18 protein-coding genes and 1 tRNA gene are annotated in these 15,320 nt (G+C 40.0%); 15 read left to right on the forward strand and 4 right to left on the reverse strand.

Translation table 11 applies throughout. The annotated features are described in order from the left end of the window. The first annotated feature begins 81 nt into the window (after positions 1-81). From rpsF to alr, 9 genes are all read left to right on the forward strand, one after another. A complete protein-coding gene (gene rpsF, locus AC0VZ5_RS03240) occupies positions 82-423 on the forward strand; it encodes a 30S ribosomal protein S6 (protein ID WP_008110420.1) in 342 nt (113 codons plus the stop codon). Between the two features lie 43 nt (positions 424-466). Beyond that, on the forward strand, positions 467-784 hold the full coding sequence (gene priB, locus AC0VZ5_RS03245; protein ID WP_008466122.1) for a primosomal replication protein N: 318 nt from the start codon (positions 467-469) through the stop codon (positions 782-784). Positions 785-796: 12 nt separating this feature from the next. Further along, positions 797-1,024, forward strand: a complete 228-nt coding sequence (gene rpsR, locus AC0VZ5_RS03250; protein ID WP_002962753.1) for a 30S ribosomal protein S18 — start codon at positions 797-799, stop codon at positions 1,022-1,024. 36 nt (positions 1,025-1,060) lie between these two features. Further along, complete coding sequence (gene rplI / locus AC0VZ5_RS03255) at positions 1,061-1,513, forward strand: 50S ribosomal protein L9 (RefSeq protein WP_008110407.1); 453 nt, start codon at positions 1,061-1,063, stop codon at positions 1,511-1,513. Between the two features lie 224 nt (positions 1,514-1,737). Next, positions 1,738-2,289 (forward strand): RNA polymerase sigma factor, encoded by a 552-nt coding sequence (locus AC0VZ5_RS03260; RefSeq protein ID WP_054202246.1) that lies wholly within the window; start codon positions 1,738-1,740, stop codon positions 2,287-2,289. Continuing rightward, positions 2,276-2,761: a hypothetical protein gene (locus AC0VZ5_RS03265; protein ID WP_475474259.1), complete on the forward strand. Its 486-nt coding sequence runs from the start codon at positions 2,276-2,278 to the stop codon at positions 2,759-2,761. Before AC0VZ5_RS03260 ends, AC0VZ5_RS03265 begins: the two co-directional genes overlap by 14 nt. Before the next feature lie 9 nt (positions 2,762-2,770). Beyond that, positions 2,771-3,709 carry a DUF4097 family beta strand repeat-containing protein gene (locus AC0VZ5_RS03270; RefSeq protein WP_010390853.1) on the forward strand — a complete coding sequence of 313 codons (939 nt, stop codon included), beginning with the start codon at positions 2,771-2,773 and terminating at the stop codon, positions 3,707-3,709. Between the two features lie 113 nt (positions 3,710-3,822). Further along, the gene (gene dnaB / locus AC0VZ5_RS03275) at positions 3,823-5,202 is read left to right on the forward strand and encodes a replicative DNA helicase (protein WP_475474261.1); all 1,380 of its coding nucleotides are present in this window, start codon (positions 3,823-3,825) and stop codon (positions 5,200-5,202) included. After that, positions 5,202-6,281, forward strand: a complete 1,080-nt coding sequence (gene alr / locus AC0VZ5_RS03280; protein ID WP_475474263.1) for an alanine racemase — start codon at positions 5,202-5,204, stop codon at positions 6,279-6,281. The genes dnaB and alr overlap by 1 nt, the downstream gene beginning before the upstream one ends. A 70-nt stretch (positions 6,282-6,351) precedes the next feature. Here the strand turns inward: alr and AC0VZ5_RS03285 are convergent, their stop codons facing one another. Next, a complete protein-coding gene (locus tag AC0VZ5_RS03285; RefSeq protein ID WP_004588463.1) occupies positions 6,352-6,591 on the reverse strand; it encodes a DUF2960 domain-containing protein in 240 nt (79 codons plus the stop codon). A gap of 100 nt (positions 6,592-6,691) precedes the next feature. Here AC0VZ5_RS03285 and AC0VZ5_RS03290 point away from each other — a divergent pair, with 100 nt between their 5' ends. Genes AC0VZ5_RS03290 through AC0VZ5_RS03300 form a run of 3 tightly spaced genes read left to right on the forward strand, consistent with a single transcriptional unit; the run spans position 6,692 to position 8,404 of the window. After that, positions 6,692-6,943: a hypothetical protein gene (locus tag AC0VZ5_RS03290; RefSeq protein ID WP_138605248.1), complete on the forward strand. Its 252-nt coding sequence runs from the start codon at positions 6,692-6,694 to the stop codon at positions 6,941-6,943. A gap of 30 nt (positions 6,944-6,973) precedes the next feature. Then, positions 6,974-7,597, forward strand: a complete 624-nt coding sequence (gene pnuC, locus AC0VZ5_RS03295; RefSeq protein WP_475474748.1) for a nicotinamide riboside transporter PnuC — start codon at positions 6,974-6,976, stop codon at positions 7,595-7,597. A 3-nt stretch (positions 7,598-7,600) separates the two neighbouring features. Continuing rightward, positions 7,601-8,404, forward strand: coding sequence for a phosphotransferase family protein (locus tag AC0VZ5_RS03300; protein WP_475474265.1), 804 nt, complete (start codon positions 7,601-7,603; stop codon positions 8,402-8,404). Here AC0VZ5_RS03300 and AC0VZ5_RS03305 read toward each other — a convergent pair. After that, positions 8,401-8,583 carry a helix-turn-helix domain-containing protein gene (locus AC0VZ5_RS03305; RefSeq protein ID WP_138605246.1) on the reverse strand — a complete coding sequence of 61 codons (183 nt, stop codon included), beginning with the start codon at positions 8,581-8,583 and terminating at the stop codon, positions 8,401-8,403. The two genes, AC0VZ5_RS03300 and AC0VZ5_RS03305, sit on opposite strands and share 4 nt — an antisense overlap. 238 nt (positions 8,584-8,821) lie before the next feature. Here AC0VZ5_RS03305 and AC0VZ5_RS03310 point away from each other — a divergent pair. Both AC0VZ5_RS03310 and AC0VZ5_RS03315 read left to right on the forward strand, forming a co-directional pair. Beyond that, a tRNA-Arg gene (locus AC0VZ5_RS03310) sits at positions 8,822-8,896 on the forward strand. Between the two features lie 269 nt (positions 8,897-9,165). Next, complete coding sequence (locus AC0VZ5_RS03315) at positions 9,166-10,383, forward strand: HD-GYP domain-containing protein (protein ID WP_138605245.1); 1,218 nt, start codon at positions 9,166-9,168, stop codon at positions 10,381-10,383. On the opposite strand, the gene AC0VZ5_RS03320 is transcribed toward AC0VZ5_RS03315, so the two are convergent. Further along, on the reverse strand, positions 10,343-10,666 hold the full coding sequence (locus AC0VZ5_RS03320) for a hypothetical protein (RefSeq protein WP_138605244.1): 324 nt from the start codon (positions 10,664-10,666) through the stop codon (positions 10,343-10,345). The two genes, AC0VZ5_RS03315 and AC0VZ5_RS03320, sit on opposite strands and share 41 nt — an antisense overlap. 282 nt (positions 10,667-10,948) lie before the next feature. On the opposite strand from AC0VZ5_RS03320, the gene AC0VZ5_RS03325 reads away from it, so the two are divergent. Beyond that, entirely contained in the window at positions 10,949-12,250 is a 1,302-nt protein-coding gene (locus tag AC0VZ5_RS03325; RefSeq protein WP_138605243.1) for an outer membrane protein transport protein, read from the forward strand. A gap of 184 nt (positions 12,251-12,434) precedes the next feature. Here the strand turns inward: AC0VZ5_RS03325 and AC0VZ5_RS03330 are convergent, their stop codons facing one another. Beyond that, the gene (locus AC0VZ5_RS03330) at positions 12,435-15,287 is read right to left on the reverse strand and encodes a valine--tRNA ligase (protein WP_475474267.1); all 2,853 of its coding nucleotides are present in this window, start codon (positions 15,285-15,287) and stop codon (positions 12,435-12,437) included. Between the last annotated feature and the right edge of the window lie 33 nt (positions 15,288-15,320).

Raw genomic sequence — 15,320 nt, forward strand, 5'->3', positions numbered from 1 at the left:
TCGGCTTTTAAACTATTAATTCCTTGCCTTAAACCGACCGGCCGAAACGGTAGAAGGCTCTATTAACCGTAAGGAATATCCATGCGTCATTACGAAATCGTATTCATGGTTCACCCTGATCAGAGTGAGCAAGTATCTGGTATGATCGAACGTTATACTGGTTCTATCACTGAAGCGGGTGGTACTATCCACCGTCTTGAAGACTGGGGCCGTCGTCAACTGGCTTACCCAATCAACAAGCTTCATAAAGCTCATTATGTTCTTATGAACGTTGAAGCACCAACTGAAGTAATCAGCGAGCTAGAAACTACTTTCCGCTACAACGATGCAGTGCTTCGTAACTTAGTTATGCGTACTAAAAACGCTGTAACTGAAGCGTCTCCTCTTGTAAGAGAAGAGAAGAAAGAAGCACCAGCTGCTTAATTGTTTTGAGTCCTAGCATGGCACGTAGTCAGCAGTTACTATAATGGTTAGCCCATATACGAATCAGCTGGTTATATCGGGGGTAGTTTGTAAAACACCCAAGTTTAGCCAAAGCCCCGCGGGCATACCGCATTGTATTTTTGTTGTAGAACATAAATCAATGCAAGTTGAAGCAGATCTTAACCGTAATAGTTACGTTAGGCTTCAGGTGGTTGCCAGTGGTAAGCAAATGCAACAACAGACTCAACATTTGCACGTTGGGCAGGCATTGCAAGTGAGTGGTTTTTTAAATCGCCACGAAGGTCGTAACGGCCTTAGCCAATTGGTTTTGCATGCTCAGCATATAGAAAGAATTATTTGAGGAATTAATCTCATGGCACGTTATTTCAGACGTCGTAAGTTCTGCCGCTTTAAAGCGGAAGGCGTACAACAAATCGATTACAAAGATCTAGCTACTCTTAGAAACTATGTTACAGAAAGTGGCAAAATCGTACCTAGCCGTATCACAGGTACTAGCGCTAAATACCAGCGCCAGCTAGCAACTGCTATTAAGCGTGCTCGCTACTTAGCCCTTCTTCCATACACTGACTTACATAAGTAAGCAGCGGATTAACACGTTTTTAAAAGGTGTAGAAACATGCAAGTTATTCTACTAGATAAGATCGCTAACCTAGGTGGCCTAGGTGACCAGGTTGTAGTTAAATCTGGCTTCGCACGTAACTTCCTTTTCCCACAAGGTAAGGCAGTTCCTGCAACTAAAGCAAACATTGAAACGTTTGACGCACGTCGCGCAGAACTAGAAGCAAAAATCGCTGAACAGTTAACTGCAGCACAAGCACGCGCTGACAAACTTGAAGCATTAGCAGAAGTTACATTAGTATCTAAAGCTGGTGACGAAGGTAAATTATTCGGTTCAATCGGTACTCGTGACATCGCTGACGCTATCTCAGCTGTTGGTGTTGAAGTTGCTAAATCAGAAGTTCGTTTACCTCTAGGTACTATCCGTGAGACTGGCGAATTTGACGTTGCAATCGCAGTACACTCAGACGTAACAGCTACTATTAAAGTAATCGTTATTGCTGAAGCTTAATTTTTAAAATTAAGTTAAAAAAACCGTGCTTTGCACGGTTTTTTTGTGTCTAAAATTTATAACCCAAAGCAATAAATTGTTTGTTGTGGGTAAAATCAAACACCTTTCTAAAATAAACCTTAATTTTCTACAAATATTTTTTATTTCATTTAAACCTTTCTATTCTTCTGCGCGTCTTATAAGTTAAATTGCAATTACATAATTATAAACAGGAAAAATTTGCGATGTTAATGGACGCTAATCAGCCAATAACTGATCAAGTGCAGCAAATGCTTATTGATCAAGTTAAAAACGGCGACCAGTTAGCCTATAAAGCGCTCTATGACATGCATAAAGCAAAAGTTTATGGCTTATGCCTGAGGCTTATAGCCGATGAGGAGTATGCACAAGATGCTACCCAAGAAGTGTTTGTGCAAGTATGGAACAAAATAGCGCAATTTGACGGGCGTTCGCAGTTTTCCACTTGGCTTTATAGTGTCGCCAGTAATATTGCTATTAGTTATGTGCGCAGACAAAAACATTGGCTTAATAAAGTAATTAGCTTTGAGCAAAGCGGAATGGATGAACAAGCTGCACATGACTGTAACGGATTAAATGGGCTAGATAAATTAATTGTTAGACTGCCTGAGCGCGCAAGAATGGTATTTGTGCTTTATGCAGTAGAAGGTTACAGGCATGAGGAAATTGCAACCCTGTTAGGTATGGCGGTAGGCTCTAGTAAGGCGCAATATCATCGTGCAAGGCAATTATTAAAGCAGTGGTATGAAAATGAATAAAACAAATTTTGATGACTACTTAAATGAGTCTTTAACCCAGTTAGATAAAAATATTCCACCAAAAAAAGAACTGTGGAATGGGATTGAGCGCGCAATAATAGCTAATAATCAGCCCACTATTAATACTAATCAATATTGGCCAAAGCTCACCGCCATTGCTGCATGCTTTACCGCGGTTTTGGTCAGCACAGTATTGTTATTTAAAGTACCAGAGGCAAATACTGCAGTGGCAATGAGTGAGTTTTTTACTAAACAAAAACAAAGTTTACTAGTGCATTATCAAAGCCAAGCAGCATTGACCGACAATTGGCAAGTACAGTTACAAGAACTTGAAGATGCAGAGCAAGCAATAAAGCAAACTCTTGAAAATGAACCGAAAAACAAGGCGCTATTGTCTATGTTAGCGCAAGTTTATCAACAACAACTCGACTTAATTAACAAGGTGCATGCACCGCGTTGGCAACACATCTAGGAGAAATAAATGAAAGCAATAATATTAGGGATCGCTTTATTACCCATGGCCGTATTTGCTGGTGAAAAAATAGATCAGCAAATTGAGGTACCCAATGCTGGGGTGATCCACATTGAAAACCAGCGTGGTGATATTAAAGTGACAGGTTGGGATAAAAATCAATTTAAAGTAACCGGTGAACTTGATGATAAGGCACAAGGCTACACACTTAAAACACAGGGTAATAAAACCCAGTTTATTGTGAAAATGCCTGAACTTTCTAATTGGGATAATAACAACAATGGCTCAACGCTCACTATTTTTATGCCAAAAAGTAGTGCGCTAGAATTCGTGGGTGTTAATGCATCTATAACGGCCAAAGAGTTACAAAAAGGTACTGAAATTGATGTAGTTAATGGGGCTATTACAGTAAACGATCTTAATGGCGATATTAAGCTGACCACTGTAAATGGTGACATCAAGGCAAAAGCACTTAATGGTAAAGTTCAATTTGAAACTGTTAATGGTTCGATTGATGATCAGCAATCTAGCGGTGAAGTTCGTTTTAGTGCGGTTAATGGCGATATTACATCAAACTCAACGGCCAATGATATTCGCTTAGAAAACGTAAATGGCGATATTAACTTTAATTTAGATACAATTAAAGAGTTACAAATAAGCACCGTTAACGGCGAAGTTAAGGTACAAATTAACCGCCTTCTGAGTGATGCTGATGTGAGTTTTGAATCTGTTAGTGGTAACGCTGCGTTTTATTTCCCTGCTGATTTATCAGCACAATTTGAGGTGGAAGCACACGCTGGCGGTAAAATTGACAACCAGTTAACTAACGATCAAGTACAAAAAGCCAAATATGGCCCAGCAAGTGGAATTAAGTTTAATACTAATGGCACTGATGCTAGCGTAGAGATGAATACTATTAGCGGTGTTATCGAACTTAAACGTCAATAATTAGCTATTTTATTTTAAGTAACAAAAAGCAGGAAAAGATTTCCTGCTTTGCTATTTGCACAGCCCCGCCAAGTCGATAGAATAGAGCTATTCAATTTTAGTACTGTGAAGTTATGGCCAAACCAGATAAGCAAGTCGACACTCTTAAAGTTCCTCCCCATTCAATAGAAGCTGAACAATCTGTTTTAGGTGGTTTAATGCTTGATAACCAAGCATTTGATCGCGTAGCTGAACTTGTTGTGGCGCAGGATTTTTATACCCGTACCCATAAGCTTATTTTTGAGGCGATGACAGCTCTTGCTGAAATTGGTGATCCGATTGACTTAATCACAATTTCTGAGAGTTTAGAAAAAAATAACCAGCTGTCAGGTATTGGTGGATTTGCGTATTTAGCCGAAATAGCAAAAAACACCCCAAGTGCTGCCAATATTGACGCTTACGCAAGTATTGTTCGCGAGCGCGCCGTTGTTCGTGAAATGATTGGTGTTGCCAATGAAATAGCCGAAGCGGGCTTTAATCCTGAAGGGCGTACTAGCCACGACTTACTTGATTTTGCTGAAAGTAAAGTATTTAAAATTGCTGAGCAGCGTACAAAAAGTAGTGAAGGCCCACAAAGCATTCACAACATACTTGAAAAAACCGTTGATAAAATAGAAGAGCTTTATCAATCACCACAAGATGGTGTGACCGGTGTGAGCACGGGTTATGCTGATCTTGATAAAATGACTACAGGTTTGCAGCCATCTGATTTAATTATTGTGGCAGCGCGTCCATCAATGGGTAAAACCACTTTTGCGATGAACCTTGCTGAACATGCCGCAATGACTCAAGACAAGCCAGTGCTTATTTACTCACTAGAGATGCCCTCTGAACAAATTATGATGAGGATGCTGGCGTCCCTTGGCCGAATTAACCAAACTAAAGTACGTACTGGTCAGCTAGATGACGATGACTGGGCGCGCCTCTCATCAACCATGGGATTACTCATGGAAAAAGGCAAAATGTACGTTGATGATGCCTCAGGCTTAACACCTACCGATGTTCGCTCACGTGCACGTCGTATAGCACGTGATCATGGCGGTATCAGTATGATCATGGTCGATTACCTGCAATTAATGCGTGTACCTAGCTTGTCAGATAACCGTACCTTAGAAATTGCCGAAATTTCACGCTCACTCAAAGCATTAGCAAAAGAGTTGCAGTGTCCGGTTGTTGCTCTATCGCAGCTTAACCGTACTCTAGAGCAACGTGCTGATAAACGTCCAATTAACTCAGATTTACGTGAGTCGGGCTCTATTGAGCAAGATGCCGATTTGATCATGTTTATTTATCGTGATGAAGTATACAACGAAGACAGTACTGACAAAGGCATTGCCGAAATTATTATCGGTAAACAGCGTAACGGTCCGATTGGTAAAGTGCGCCTAACCTTCCAAGGTCAATTCTCTCGCTTTGATAATTACGCGGGACCTGCTGTAGATGATGATTACTAATGCGCTTAGCCACTGCTGAAATTAATTTAACCGCGCTTGAACACAACCTAGCACAGGTAAAACGCTTTGCGCCCAATAGTAAAGTAATGGCGGTATTAAAAGCTAATGCTTATGGGCATGGTTTAGTCACCATAGCGCAGCATTTAAACGAAGCGGATGCATTTGCGGTTGCGCGTATAGATGAAGCATTAGCATTACGTGCCGGTGGTCTTACAAAGCCAATTGTGTTGCTAGAGGGCTTTTTTCATCAAGAAGACTTACCTATTTTATTGGCGAATAATTTTCAAACCATTATTCATGATGAGATACAGCTGAAAATGCTGGAAAGTGCGCAGCTAGATGCGCCTTTAAATTGCTGGTTAAAAATAAATACCGGGATGCATCGCTTAGGTATTGCGCCTGAGCAGTTTGATATGTTTTATCAGCGACTACAAGCCAGCCCAAATGCACAAAACAAAATAAATTTAATGACTCACTTTGCCTGTGCCGATGATGTAAAAAATACTAAAACAGTGCAGCAAATAAGTTTGTTCGGTAATTTAACCCAAGAGGTTCAGCAAGCTCATTGTTTATCAAACTCTGCGGGAATTATAGCGTGGCCAAGTGGTCATGGTGATTGGGTTAGACCCGGGCTAATGCTTTACGGTGTATCGCCTATGGCCAATCACACAGGTAAAGATCATCAATTAAAGCCTGTAATGCGCTTAACCACTAAGGTAATAGCAGTGCGCAATGTAGGGGCACATGAACAAGTAGGTTATGGCGGCCGCTGGCATAGTGATAAGCCTACGATGTTGGCTGTGGTTGCACTGGGCTATGGTGATGGTTATCCGCGTCATGCAAAAGAAGGCACACCTGTGATTATAAATGGTCATCGTTACGGTATTGTGGGTAGTGTAGCCATGGACATGATCACCCTAGATATAGGTAATAATGAGCACAACGTCCAAGTGGGTGATGAGGTGATTATGTGGGGACCGGAGTTACCAGTAGAAGAAATTGCACAATGTGCTGATACTATATCTTACGAGTTATTGTGTAATATTACACCACGCGTAAGTTATGAGTACCAGCGCTAATATTTATTTTAAAAATACCCATTAAGTTTACATTACTAGAATGATCGTGATGCTCACTTAATCGGTATCGTTACTCTTTTATAAAGTAAATATCGCTAAAGCCCATACGTGCAAACTCTTGGTCGCGAAAATTGCGTACCGCCGATGAACCTTTAGAGGTCATTTCAATTTGGCGTACCATGTTTAAGTAATTAGTTAAATCGATACCCTCAGCAGCCGCAATAGCCTGATACATATCGTGGTATTTATCTTTTGCGAAGTTAATTTCGCGCGGTTGATTTTTAAAAGTATAGGTAATTCTGCGTGCCATAATAAGCTCAGTTATATTGAGTGTTAGTGTAATTTTACACTTTATTTAAGTTACGTTGAATGATTAGTTGAAATCAAATAATTAAAAAGTTGAGTTTGAAATGAAATTATCAGTAGAGATCAGTAAATACCCGCTTCATCAAGATTATATTCCTTTTATTAAAGGCTTTATCGACAGAGTAAATGCCTATGAAGAGCTCAAAGTGATCACGAATACCATGTCGACTCAAATATTTGGTGATTATGACTTAGTAATGCAAGTGATCAGTACAGAGATTAAACATTCATACGAGCAATATGGTAAAGCTATCTTTGTGTGTAAATTTATCTCGGGCGATTTATCTCCCGAATAACCTCCTAACAAATACGGTCGTTTTATAATGATGGATTTTATAGCGCAAATACTGAGTGGTTTCACTGCCATGTCGCATTGGGAGTATATTGCGGTGGCTTTATCAATGGCGTATTTATTATTAGCCATAAAAGAGAATTTATGGTGCTGGCCTGCGGCTTTTTTTAGTACGCTTATTTATACCATAATGTATTGGAATGGCGCGTTGCTAATGGAGTCATTACTGAACTTTTATTACATGTACATGGCTGTGTTTGGGTGGGTTGTGTGGCGAAAAGGTAAAGCTAATCAAGCGCAACGTTTGATTACATCGTGGCCTGTGAACCGACATATCATTTTAATAGTATTAACCACGCTAGCGTCATTAGCGATTGGTTACGTGATGCAAAATTACACCCATGCAGACTTTGCTTATCTGGATAGTTTTACTACCTGCTTTGCAGTGGTGACCACTTACCTAGTAGCTAAAAAAGTACTCGAAAATTGGTTATATTGGATAGTGATTGATGCTGCATCAATGTATTTGTATTATGAAAAAGGTTATTACCCAACACTCGTGCTTTTTATATTTTATACCGTTATGGCAGCGTGGGGGTTTAAAACGTGGTACGAAGAGTATGAGCAAAGCCAAGCAAAACCAATGGCGCAACTATAATTCATGAACCAGCATTCTCAGTTAGTTAATATTTGTAGTGCGTTTTTAGCACCTAGCAAAATAACCTCAACAGAGTATTTGGTTAATGGTTTAAGTAACGATAACTTTTTAATACGTACTGACTCCCAATCTTACTTATTAAAATGTTATCAATCATGTTGGCCAGAAGTCGCGCTAAATGCACAATATGAGCTTAGTAAGCAGCAAGTTTGCCCTGCACCTATTTGGCTCGATAAACAAAATAAGCGAGCGGCTTTTACTTATGTAGAGGGAGAGGTTGCAGAGTCTTACTTAGCTATGCCGCTATTAGCTAAGCTGGCTAAAGTACACGCTTATACAACTGATGCTCAAACGATGGATATTGCATCACAATTGCAAGCCTATCGGCATTTATTGGTGTTTAAACAGTTTGATAAGTACTTAAATAAAGTACTGGAAAGCATTGCGAATATGCCCATAGAACACGGCTTTTGCCATAATGATTTAGTAAAAGAAAATATAATCGTTAACCCAAAAGGCGTCTATTTAATTGACTTTGAATACGCTCAAACTAACGATGTTTATTTTGATCTTGCTGCGCTAGCCGTTAGTTTTAACTTAGATAGTTCAGCTAAACAGGCTTTGCTTAAAAGTTATCAAGTATACACGGCATCAAAGCTATTTTACCTATCTATGCACAAGCTTGAGTGTTACCAAGTAGTTTATTTGCTGTTATGTATAGGCTGGTATGAGCAACGCGCTATCAACAACAAAGTTATTGAACTGCGCGCGCAATTGGATGAGCTTTTAGCATCAATGGGGAATTAAAGCCCACCAAATCGAGCTGCTAGCTCTTTATATTTAGCTACTTCATCGGAGTCATATTGTGGTTCGCCATTAGCATCTTCACTTTTGGCAATAAGTAAGCTTTCGCGTGTTAAACGTTTAACTCGCTCGACTTTAACTCCTAAAAACTCAGCAACTTGTTCTGTTGACATTAACTTCATAATTACTTCCTCATGTTTAAATCTATCCGTTCAGTGACAATAATAGATAATATGTGTCTAAAGCGTTACTGTTTTTTTATAGAATATAAATAAATAGCGCTTTTTTCGCCTTTTGTTAAGTGATTAGTTTAAATTATAGACATGTAAACGCAACATGCTGGTATTTATACCAAGATGCCTTTATCATTGCGCATGCTAAAGCATTGATATCGCGAGTTGATGTGGCGGCAACAAATGTGCTCTCGTGGTGAAATGGATATCACGTGGCCCTCCGGAGGCTGAGTTGTAGGTTCGATCCCTACCGAGAGCGCCATTTGCGTTTACTTTTTACTCCCCTTAAAAACCATTAAAGCTATTTAAACTAGCTTGCTATTTTTATTCTTCGTTAAATAATAATGCTTGTAGCAATCTAATTTACACCGTTAGGCGTATATTCAGTGCTGTGTTTTTAGTTTAGTATTAACAGTCGCAAGATTGTTAGTATTAATGATTTATTATTACCCTAAAATCAAAAGCTAGACTTTTATAGCCAAATAATGCTATTAAAGTAAATATCCCTTAATTATAGAACCCCTCACATTTATGTTAGTTACCTTACCTATATCAGAGCTCATTCCCGGCATGTACGTAAATAGCGTGACGAAGCAGCAGGAGAGTGTGGATGGTATAAAAATTAAAACCAGCGGTTTGGTACGTGATAAATCTATAATTCAGCGTTTAATCACTGAAGGAGTGCTAGAGCTTCTTATTGATTTTACGAAAAGTGATGTAGCTGTACCGGCTAAATATAAAGAAAAAGAAAAACCACAAGCCGCTGCTACAAATCAAGACAAGCCCGCCAGTAAAAAGCGAGTTGTCAGCTTGCAACAAGAGTTTGCCAAAGCCAGCGTTAGTTATGATGCCCACAACAGAAAACTACAAAGTATTTTTGGTGATTTAACCTCAGGTTTGTCTCTAAATACTGATGCGCTTAATGAGATAAGTAATGAAATAGTTAGCTCTGTATTTCGCAATGAACATGCTATGACTATTTTAACTCGCATAAAAGATAAACATAGCTATAACTGGCGTCATATGATCAATTGCACCATATTTACAGCGGTATTCGCTAAGTATTTAGGGTATAAACGCGAAGTGGTTCAGGAGCTTGCTATGGGGGCACTGATGCATGACTTAGGGCAGGCTAAATTACCTCAAGGAATATTCTCAAAGCCTGGCAAAGTTACGGGTAATGAGATGACGGCAATAAAAAAGCATGTTGCACAATGCTTAGGGTTATTAAAAGGTGAGAAAGGTATCACCACTTTAATGCTGGATATGATTGTAAATCATCATGAGCGCCTTGATGGTTCTGGTTATCCTCGAGGAGTCGATGACAGCAAAATAAGTCGTCCTGCTCGGATTTTAGCGATTGTTGACGTATACGATGCACTCACAGCAGACAGGCCGCATCAAGAAGGGGACGAGCCTATAAATGCACTGCGTTATTTGTTGGCAAACAAACAGCTATTTGATGCAGAGTTAGTACAGCTATTTATAAAGTGCTTAGGTGTTCACCCTGTGGGTACTATTGTTAAGTTAACCAATGAGCGTTTGGCCTTGGTCCTAGAGGGCAATCATTCAAACCCAATTAAACCTAAAGTTAAGCTTTTTTATAACGCAAAACATAACCATCATGTTACCGCAAAAGATATTGATTTGAGCTTAAATAATGATGAAGTAAAAATACAAGCAAGTGTAAAACCTGCTGATTATAAAATTAACTTGCCTCGACTTTTAAAAGAGCATCTACTGCTTTAGTCTTTTGGCATCGTCTTTTTCTGTTTGTTTTAGCAGAAATATACCCACCTAAAAAGCAATTACCCATTAACGTTATCCACAATAACGTACCTAATTCTACATGCAGTGCTAAGCAGCAAAAAACCAAAGAAATAATCGCCATACTAATGGCTGCTAACCAATAGTGATTGACTGGGTTGTCACATTTACCTGCCTGCGTACACGCGCAATAATTTGCTTTATAAAAAAAATAAACACTTATACCGCAAAAAATAAGCGCTGTAACAATAAGTAAAATGATCACTGTCTTCTCCCTTGGTGACTTTATTGGCAGTGTAAATTGCAACGCAAGTTAAGTCAATGCAAATGAGAATTAATAGCATTAGAGTATATACTCTAATACCATACTTCTGCTCCGATGAGTTTTAAATAGTTGTTAAAATGTAGTTAAAAAACGTGTTTTTTGGTATTTTTTAACGTTTTATTAGAGTTTTTTATAAAAAATTAAGGTAGTGTACGCGGGTTTGAAATCCTAATAACAACACACATAGCTATCCAAACAGTGAGTTTGGCTAAGGACACAACAATGAAATTTACTAAAACTCTTATTGCGGCATCGCTGGCATTTGTTTCAGCTGATACCTTTGCAGCGGCTTTTCAGCTTGCTGAACAAAACGTATCTGGTTTAGGCCGCGCATACGCAGGTGAAGCGTCTGTAGCAGACGATGCGTCTGTGGTTGCACGTAACCCAGCATTAATGACGTTGTTTAAAGAGAAGCAACTTAGTGTTGCAGCTATGGCTGTAATTCCTGACGTGAGCCTTGAAGGTACAGGTAATGTCTACGGTTTAGATAACAGCGTACTAGATGATGACAGCATCGCACCGAGCGCGATTATTCCTGCTGGTTATTTCACTATGCCAGTAAATGATAAAGTATCAGTTGGTTTTGGTGCATTTTCTAACTTTGGCTTAGCAACTGAGTTTAACGATGATTACGCAGCTGGCCAAATTGCCGGTGAAACTGAAATTGTTACGGTAAACATGAACGCAAGCGTTGCTTATAAAGTTTCAGAGCAGTTTAGCTTTGGTATTGGTTTAAATGCAATTTATGCAGAAGCGAAGATTATTCGTAAGTTTGGTGTTGTACCTCCAGTAAACCCTGCTATTGCATCTATTCCTGCAAGTGCTGATGCTGTTCACCTTGAAGGTGATGACATGGGTTACGGCTTAAACGTTGGTTTAATGTACCAATTAGATGAAAATAGCCGCTTTGGTTTTAATTACCGTACAGAAACAGATATTACTTTTGAAGGTGAGTACTCGAATGAACTACCTTCATTTATTCCAGGTGGGTTAAACGGTCAAGTTGAATTACCTGGCTCAGTTGAAATTACACTACCAGCAATTGCTGAGTTCTCTGGTTCTCACCAATTAGATAAAAAACTAGGTGTTCACTACAGCGTATTGTGGACAGGTTGGAGCAGCTTTGATTCATTAGAAGCACAAGTTACTGCACCTACAGGTGGTAAGTTCAGCGCGTTTGAAAAAACAGAAGATTTCTCTGATGCACTGCGCTACTCAATCGGTACTGATTACCAGTACAGTGAAAACTTAATGCTTCGTGCTGGTTTTGCGTTTGATGAATCACCAGTATCACAACAGCATTTATCAATTTCTATCCCTGATACAGACCGTTTTTGGTTCTCGTTTGGTGGTAACTATGCGATCGATGAAAACTCAAATGTTGATTTAGGTGTGAGCGTATTACGTGGTAAAACACAAAACTTTACTGAAAAAGTAGAAAGCGAAACATTACCACAGCAATGGTCTTTTGAATCAAAAGGTCATGCAGTATTGTTAGGCGCACAGTACAACTACACATTCTAATTCTGCCTAGAGCCTAGAGCCTAGAGCCTAGAGCCTAGAGCCTAGAGCCTAGAGCCTAGAGCCTAGAGCCTAGAGCCTAGAGCCTAGACACAAAAAAGCCGCTTACTTCAAATGAAGTCAGCGGCTTTTTTATACTTATAAATTAACTGTTTACGAATGGCATAAGCCATTCGTACTGGTTTAATTATAAGCTTTCTATTTTAACTTTTTGCTCTAGTAGCTTTGTTTTAGCATCGGTAAATTCAGCTAGCTTAGCATTTTCTTTAGCAAGTACCGCTTCAGGTGCATTGCTAACAAACTTTTCGTTAGCCAGTTTATTTTGCACTTGCGCTAGGCCTTTCTCTGCTTTTTCAAGTTGCTTGTTGATACGTGCAAGTTCCGCTTCCACATCAATTAAGCCCGCCATTGGGATCATAATTTCAAGGTTGCCAACATAAGAGGTTGCACACGCTGGAGCATCGTCTTTGTTTTCAAGCAGAGTAAATGCTTCAAGCTTAGCGAGTGACGCTAAAAACGATTCATTTTCGTTAATACGGCGTACATCGTCGCTCGATGCATTGGCTAATAATACTGATAGCGGCTTGCTTGGGCTGATATCCATTTCACCACGAATATTACGAATCGCTAAAATGAATTGTTTAACCCATTCTAAGTCATCCATCGCTTTAGCATCAACACTTGCTGCGTTATAAACAGGGAAGCCTTGAACCATAATGCTAGTGCCTGTTGTTTCAAGCCCTGCAAGTGGTGCTACACGTTGCCAAATCGTTTCTGTGATATAAGGCATCATTGGGTGCATTAAACGCAGTAAGCTTTCAAGTACAGTAATAAGTGTATGACGTGTACCACGTTGCTGAGCTTCATTGCCTTTAAATAGTACCGGCTTAGTAAGCTCTAGGTACCAATCACAAAACTGGTTCCAGGTGAATTCATACAGCGTGTTCGCCGCTAAATCAAAACGGTAGTTATCAAGGTGCTCAGTGTAGGTTTTAACCGTGGCTTCATATTGACCTAGAATCCAACGATCAGCTAACGAGTACTGCTTTTCGCTCTCGTTAAAACCACAATCTTGCTCTTCTGTGTTCATTAATACGTAACGGCTCGCGTTCCATAACTTGTTACAGAAGTTACGATAGCCTTCAAGGCGGTTCATATCCCAGTTTATATCACGACCAGTTGAAGCCATGGCTGCTAGGGTAAAGCGCAGTGCGTCGGTACCGTGTGCTTCAATACCGTTTGCAAATACTTTGCGGGTATCTTTTTCAATTTTAGCGGCAAGTTTAGGCTGCATCATGTTACCAGTACGCTTTTGTACTAAGTCTTCAAGGCCAATGCCGTCAATCATGTCTAGTGGGTCAAGTACGTTACCTTTTGACTTAGACATTTTATCGCCGTTATCGTCACGTATTAAGCCAGTTACATACACGGTTTTAAAAGGAACTTGTGGTTTGCCGTTTTCATCTTTTATAAAGTGCAGCGTCATCATGATCATACGTGCAACCCAGAAGAAAATGATATCAAAACCTGTTACCAACACGTCAGATGGGTGGAAGGTTTTTAAGTCATCGGTATTTTCTGGCCAACCTTGGGTTGAGAACGTCCACAGTGCTGATGAGAACCACGTATCAAGAACGTCTTCGTCTTGGCTAAGCGCTACGCTATCTGCAATGTTATTGTCGCGGCGTACTTCTACTTCATCACGACCAACGTATACGTTGCCTTCGCTGTCGTACCAAGCTGGAATACGGTGACCCCACCAAAGCTGACGTGAAATACACCAATCTTGTACGTCGTTCATCCACGAAAAGTACATGTTTTCGTATTGCTTAGGTACAAATTGGATGTCGCCGTTTTTAACTGCGTCTTTTGCAGGTTCAGCAAGTGGTGCAACACGTACATACCATTGGTCAGTAAGTAGTGGTTCAATAACAACACCAGAGCGGTCACCGTAAGGAACAGTTAGGCCATGGTCTTCAATTTTTTCAAGTAAGCCAAGTTCTTCAAATTCAGCAATAATGGCTTTACGTGCGTCAAAACGGTCAAGGCCATGTAAGCGCTCAGGAATAGGCGCATCAAATTCAAGTTCTTTGCCGTCAAAGGTGTATGTTTCACCTTGAGTTAAAATAGCCGCGTCTTTATCGAAGATATTAATCATCGGCATTTGATGACGTTTACCTACTTCGTTATCGTTAAAGTCGTGCGCAGGGGTTATTTTTACACAGCCTGTACCTTTGTCTTTATCGGCATGTTCATCGGCAACAATTTTAATACGACGATTAACAATCGGTAGTAAAATCTCTTTACCGATTAGGTCTTGGTAGCGCTCGTCATCTGGGTTTACTGCCACACCTGAGTCACCCAACATAGTTTCTGGGCGCGTAGTGGCTACAACAATGTAGTCTTTACCGTCTTGCGTTTTTACGCCATCAGCCAGTGGATAACGTAAGTTCCACATATGGCCTTGTTTGTCTTTGTTTTCTACTTCAAGATCAGAAATCGCAGTGTGTAATTTTGGATCCCAGTTTACTAGGCGTTTACCACGGTAAATTAGGTTTTCTTTATGAAGGCGTACAAATACTTCTTTAACAGCTTCTGATAGGCCATCGTCCATAGTAAAACGTTCACGGTCCCAATCAACAGAAGCACCTAGGCGGCGAAGTTGTTTAGTGATTGTGCCACCAGACTCGTTTTTCCATTCCCAAATTTTATCGATAAATGTATCACGGCCTAAATCGTGGCGTGTTTTGCCTTCTTCTGCCGCAAGCTTTCGCTCTACTAGCATTTGCGTGGCAATACCTGCGTGGTCGGTACCTACTTGCCATAATGTATTATTACCTTGCATACGTTTAAAACGCGTTAAGGTATCCATGATGGTATCTTGGAAAGCGTGGCCCATGTGTAAGCTACCCGTGACATTTGGCGGCGGAATCATAATTGAATATGGGGTGCCTTGGCCTGATGGCTTAAAGTAGCCTTTTTGTTCCCAGTCTTGATAGAGAGACTGTTCAATATCTTGCGGATTGTAGGTTTTATCCATTACACAGAACCTTAAATAAGTACTTAAATGAGT

The organism is Pseudoalteromonas sp. QJM3NY_12, assembly GCF_056173165.1.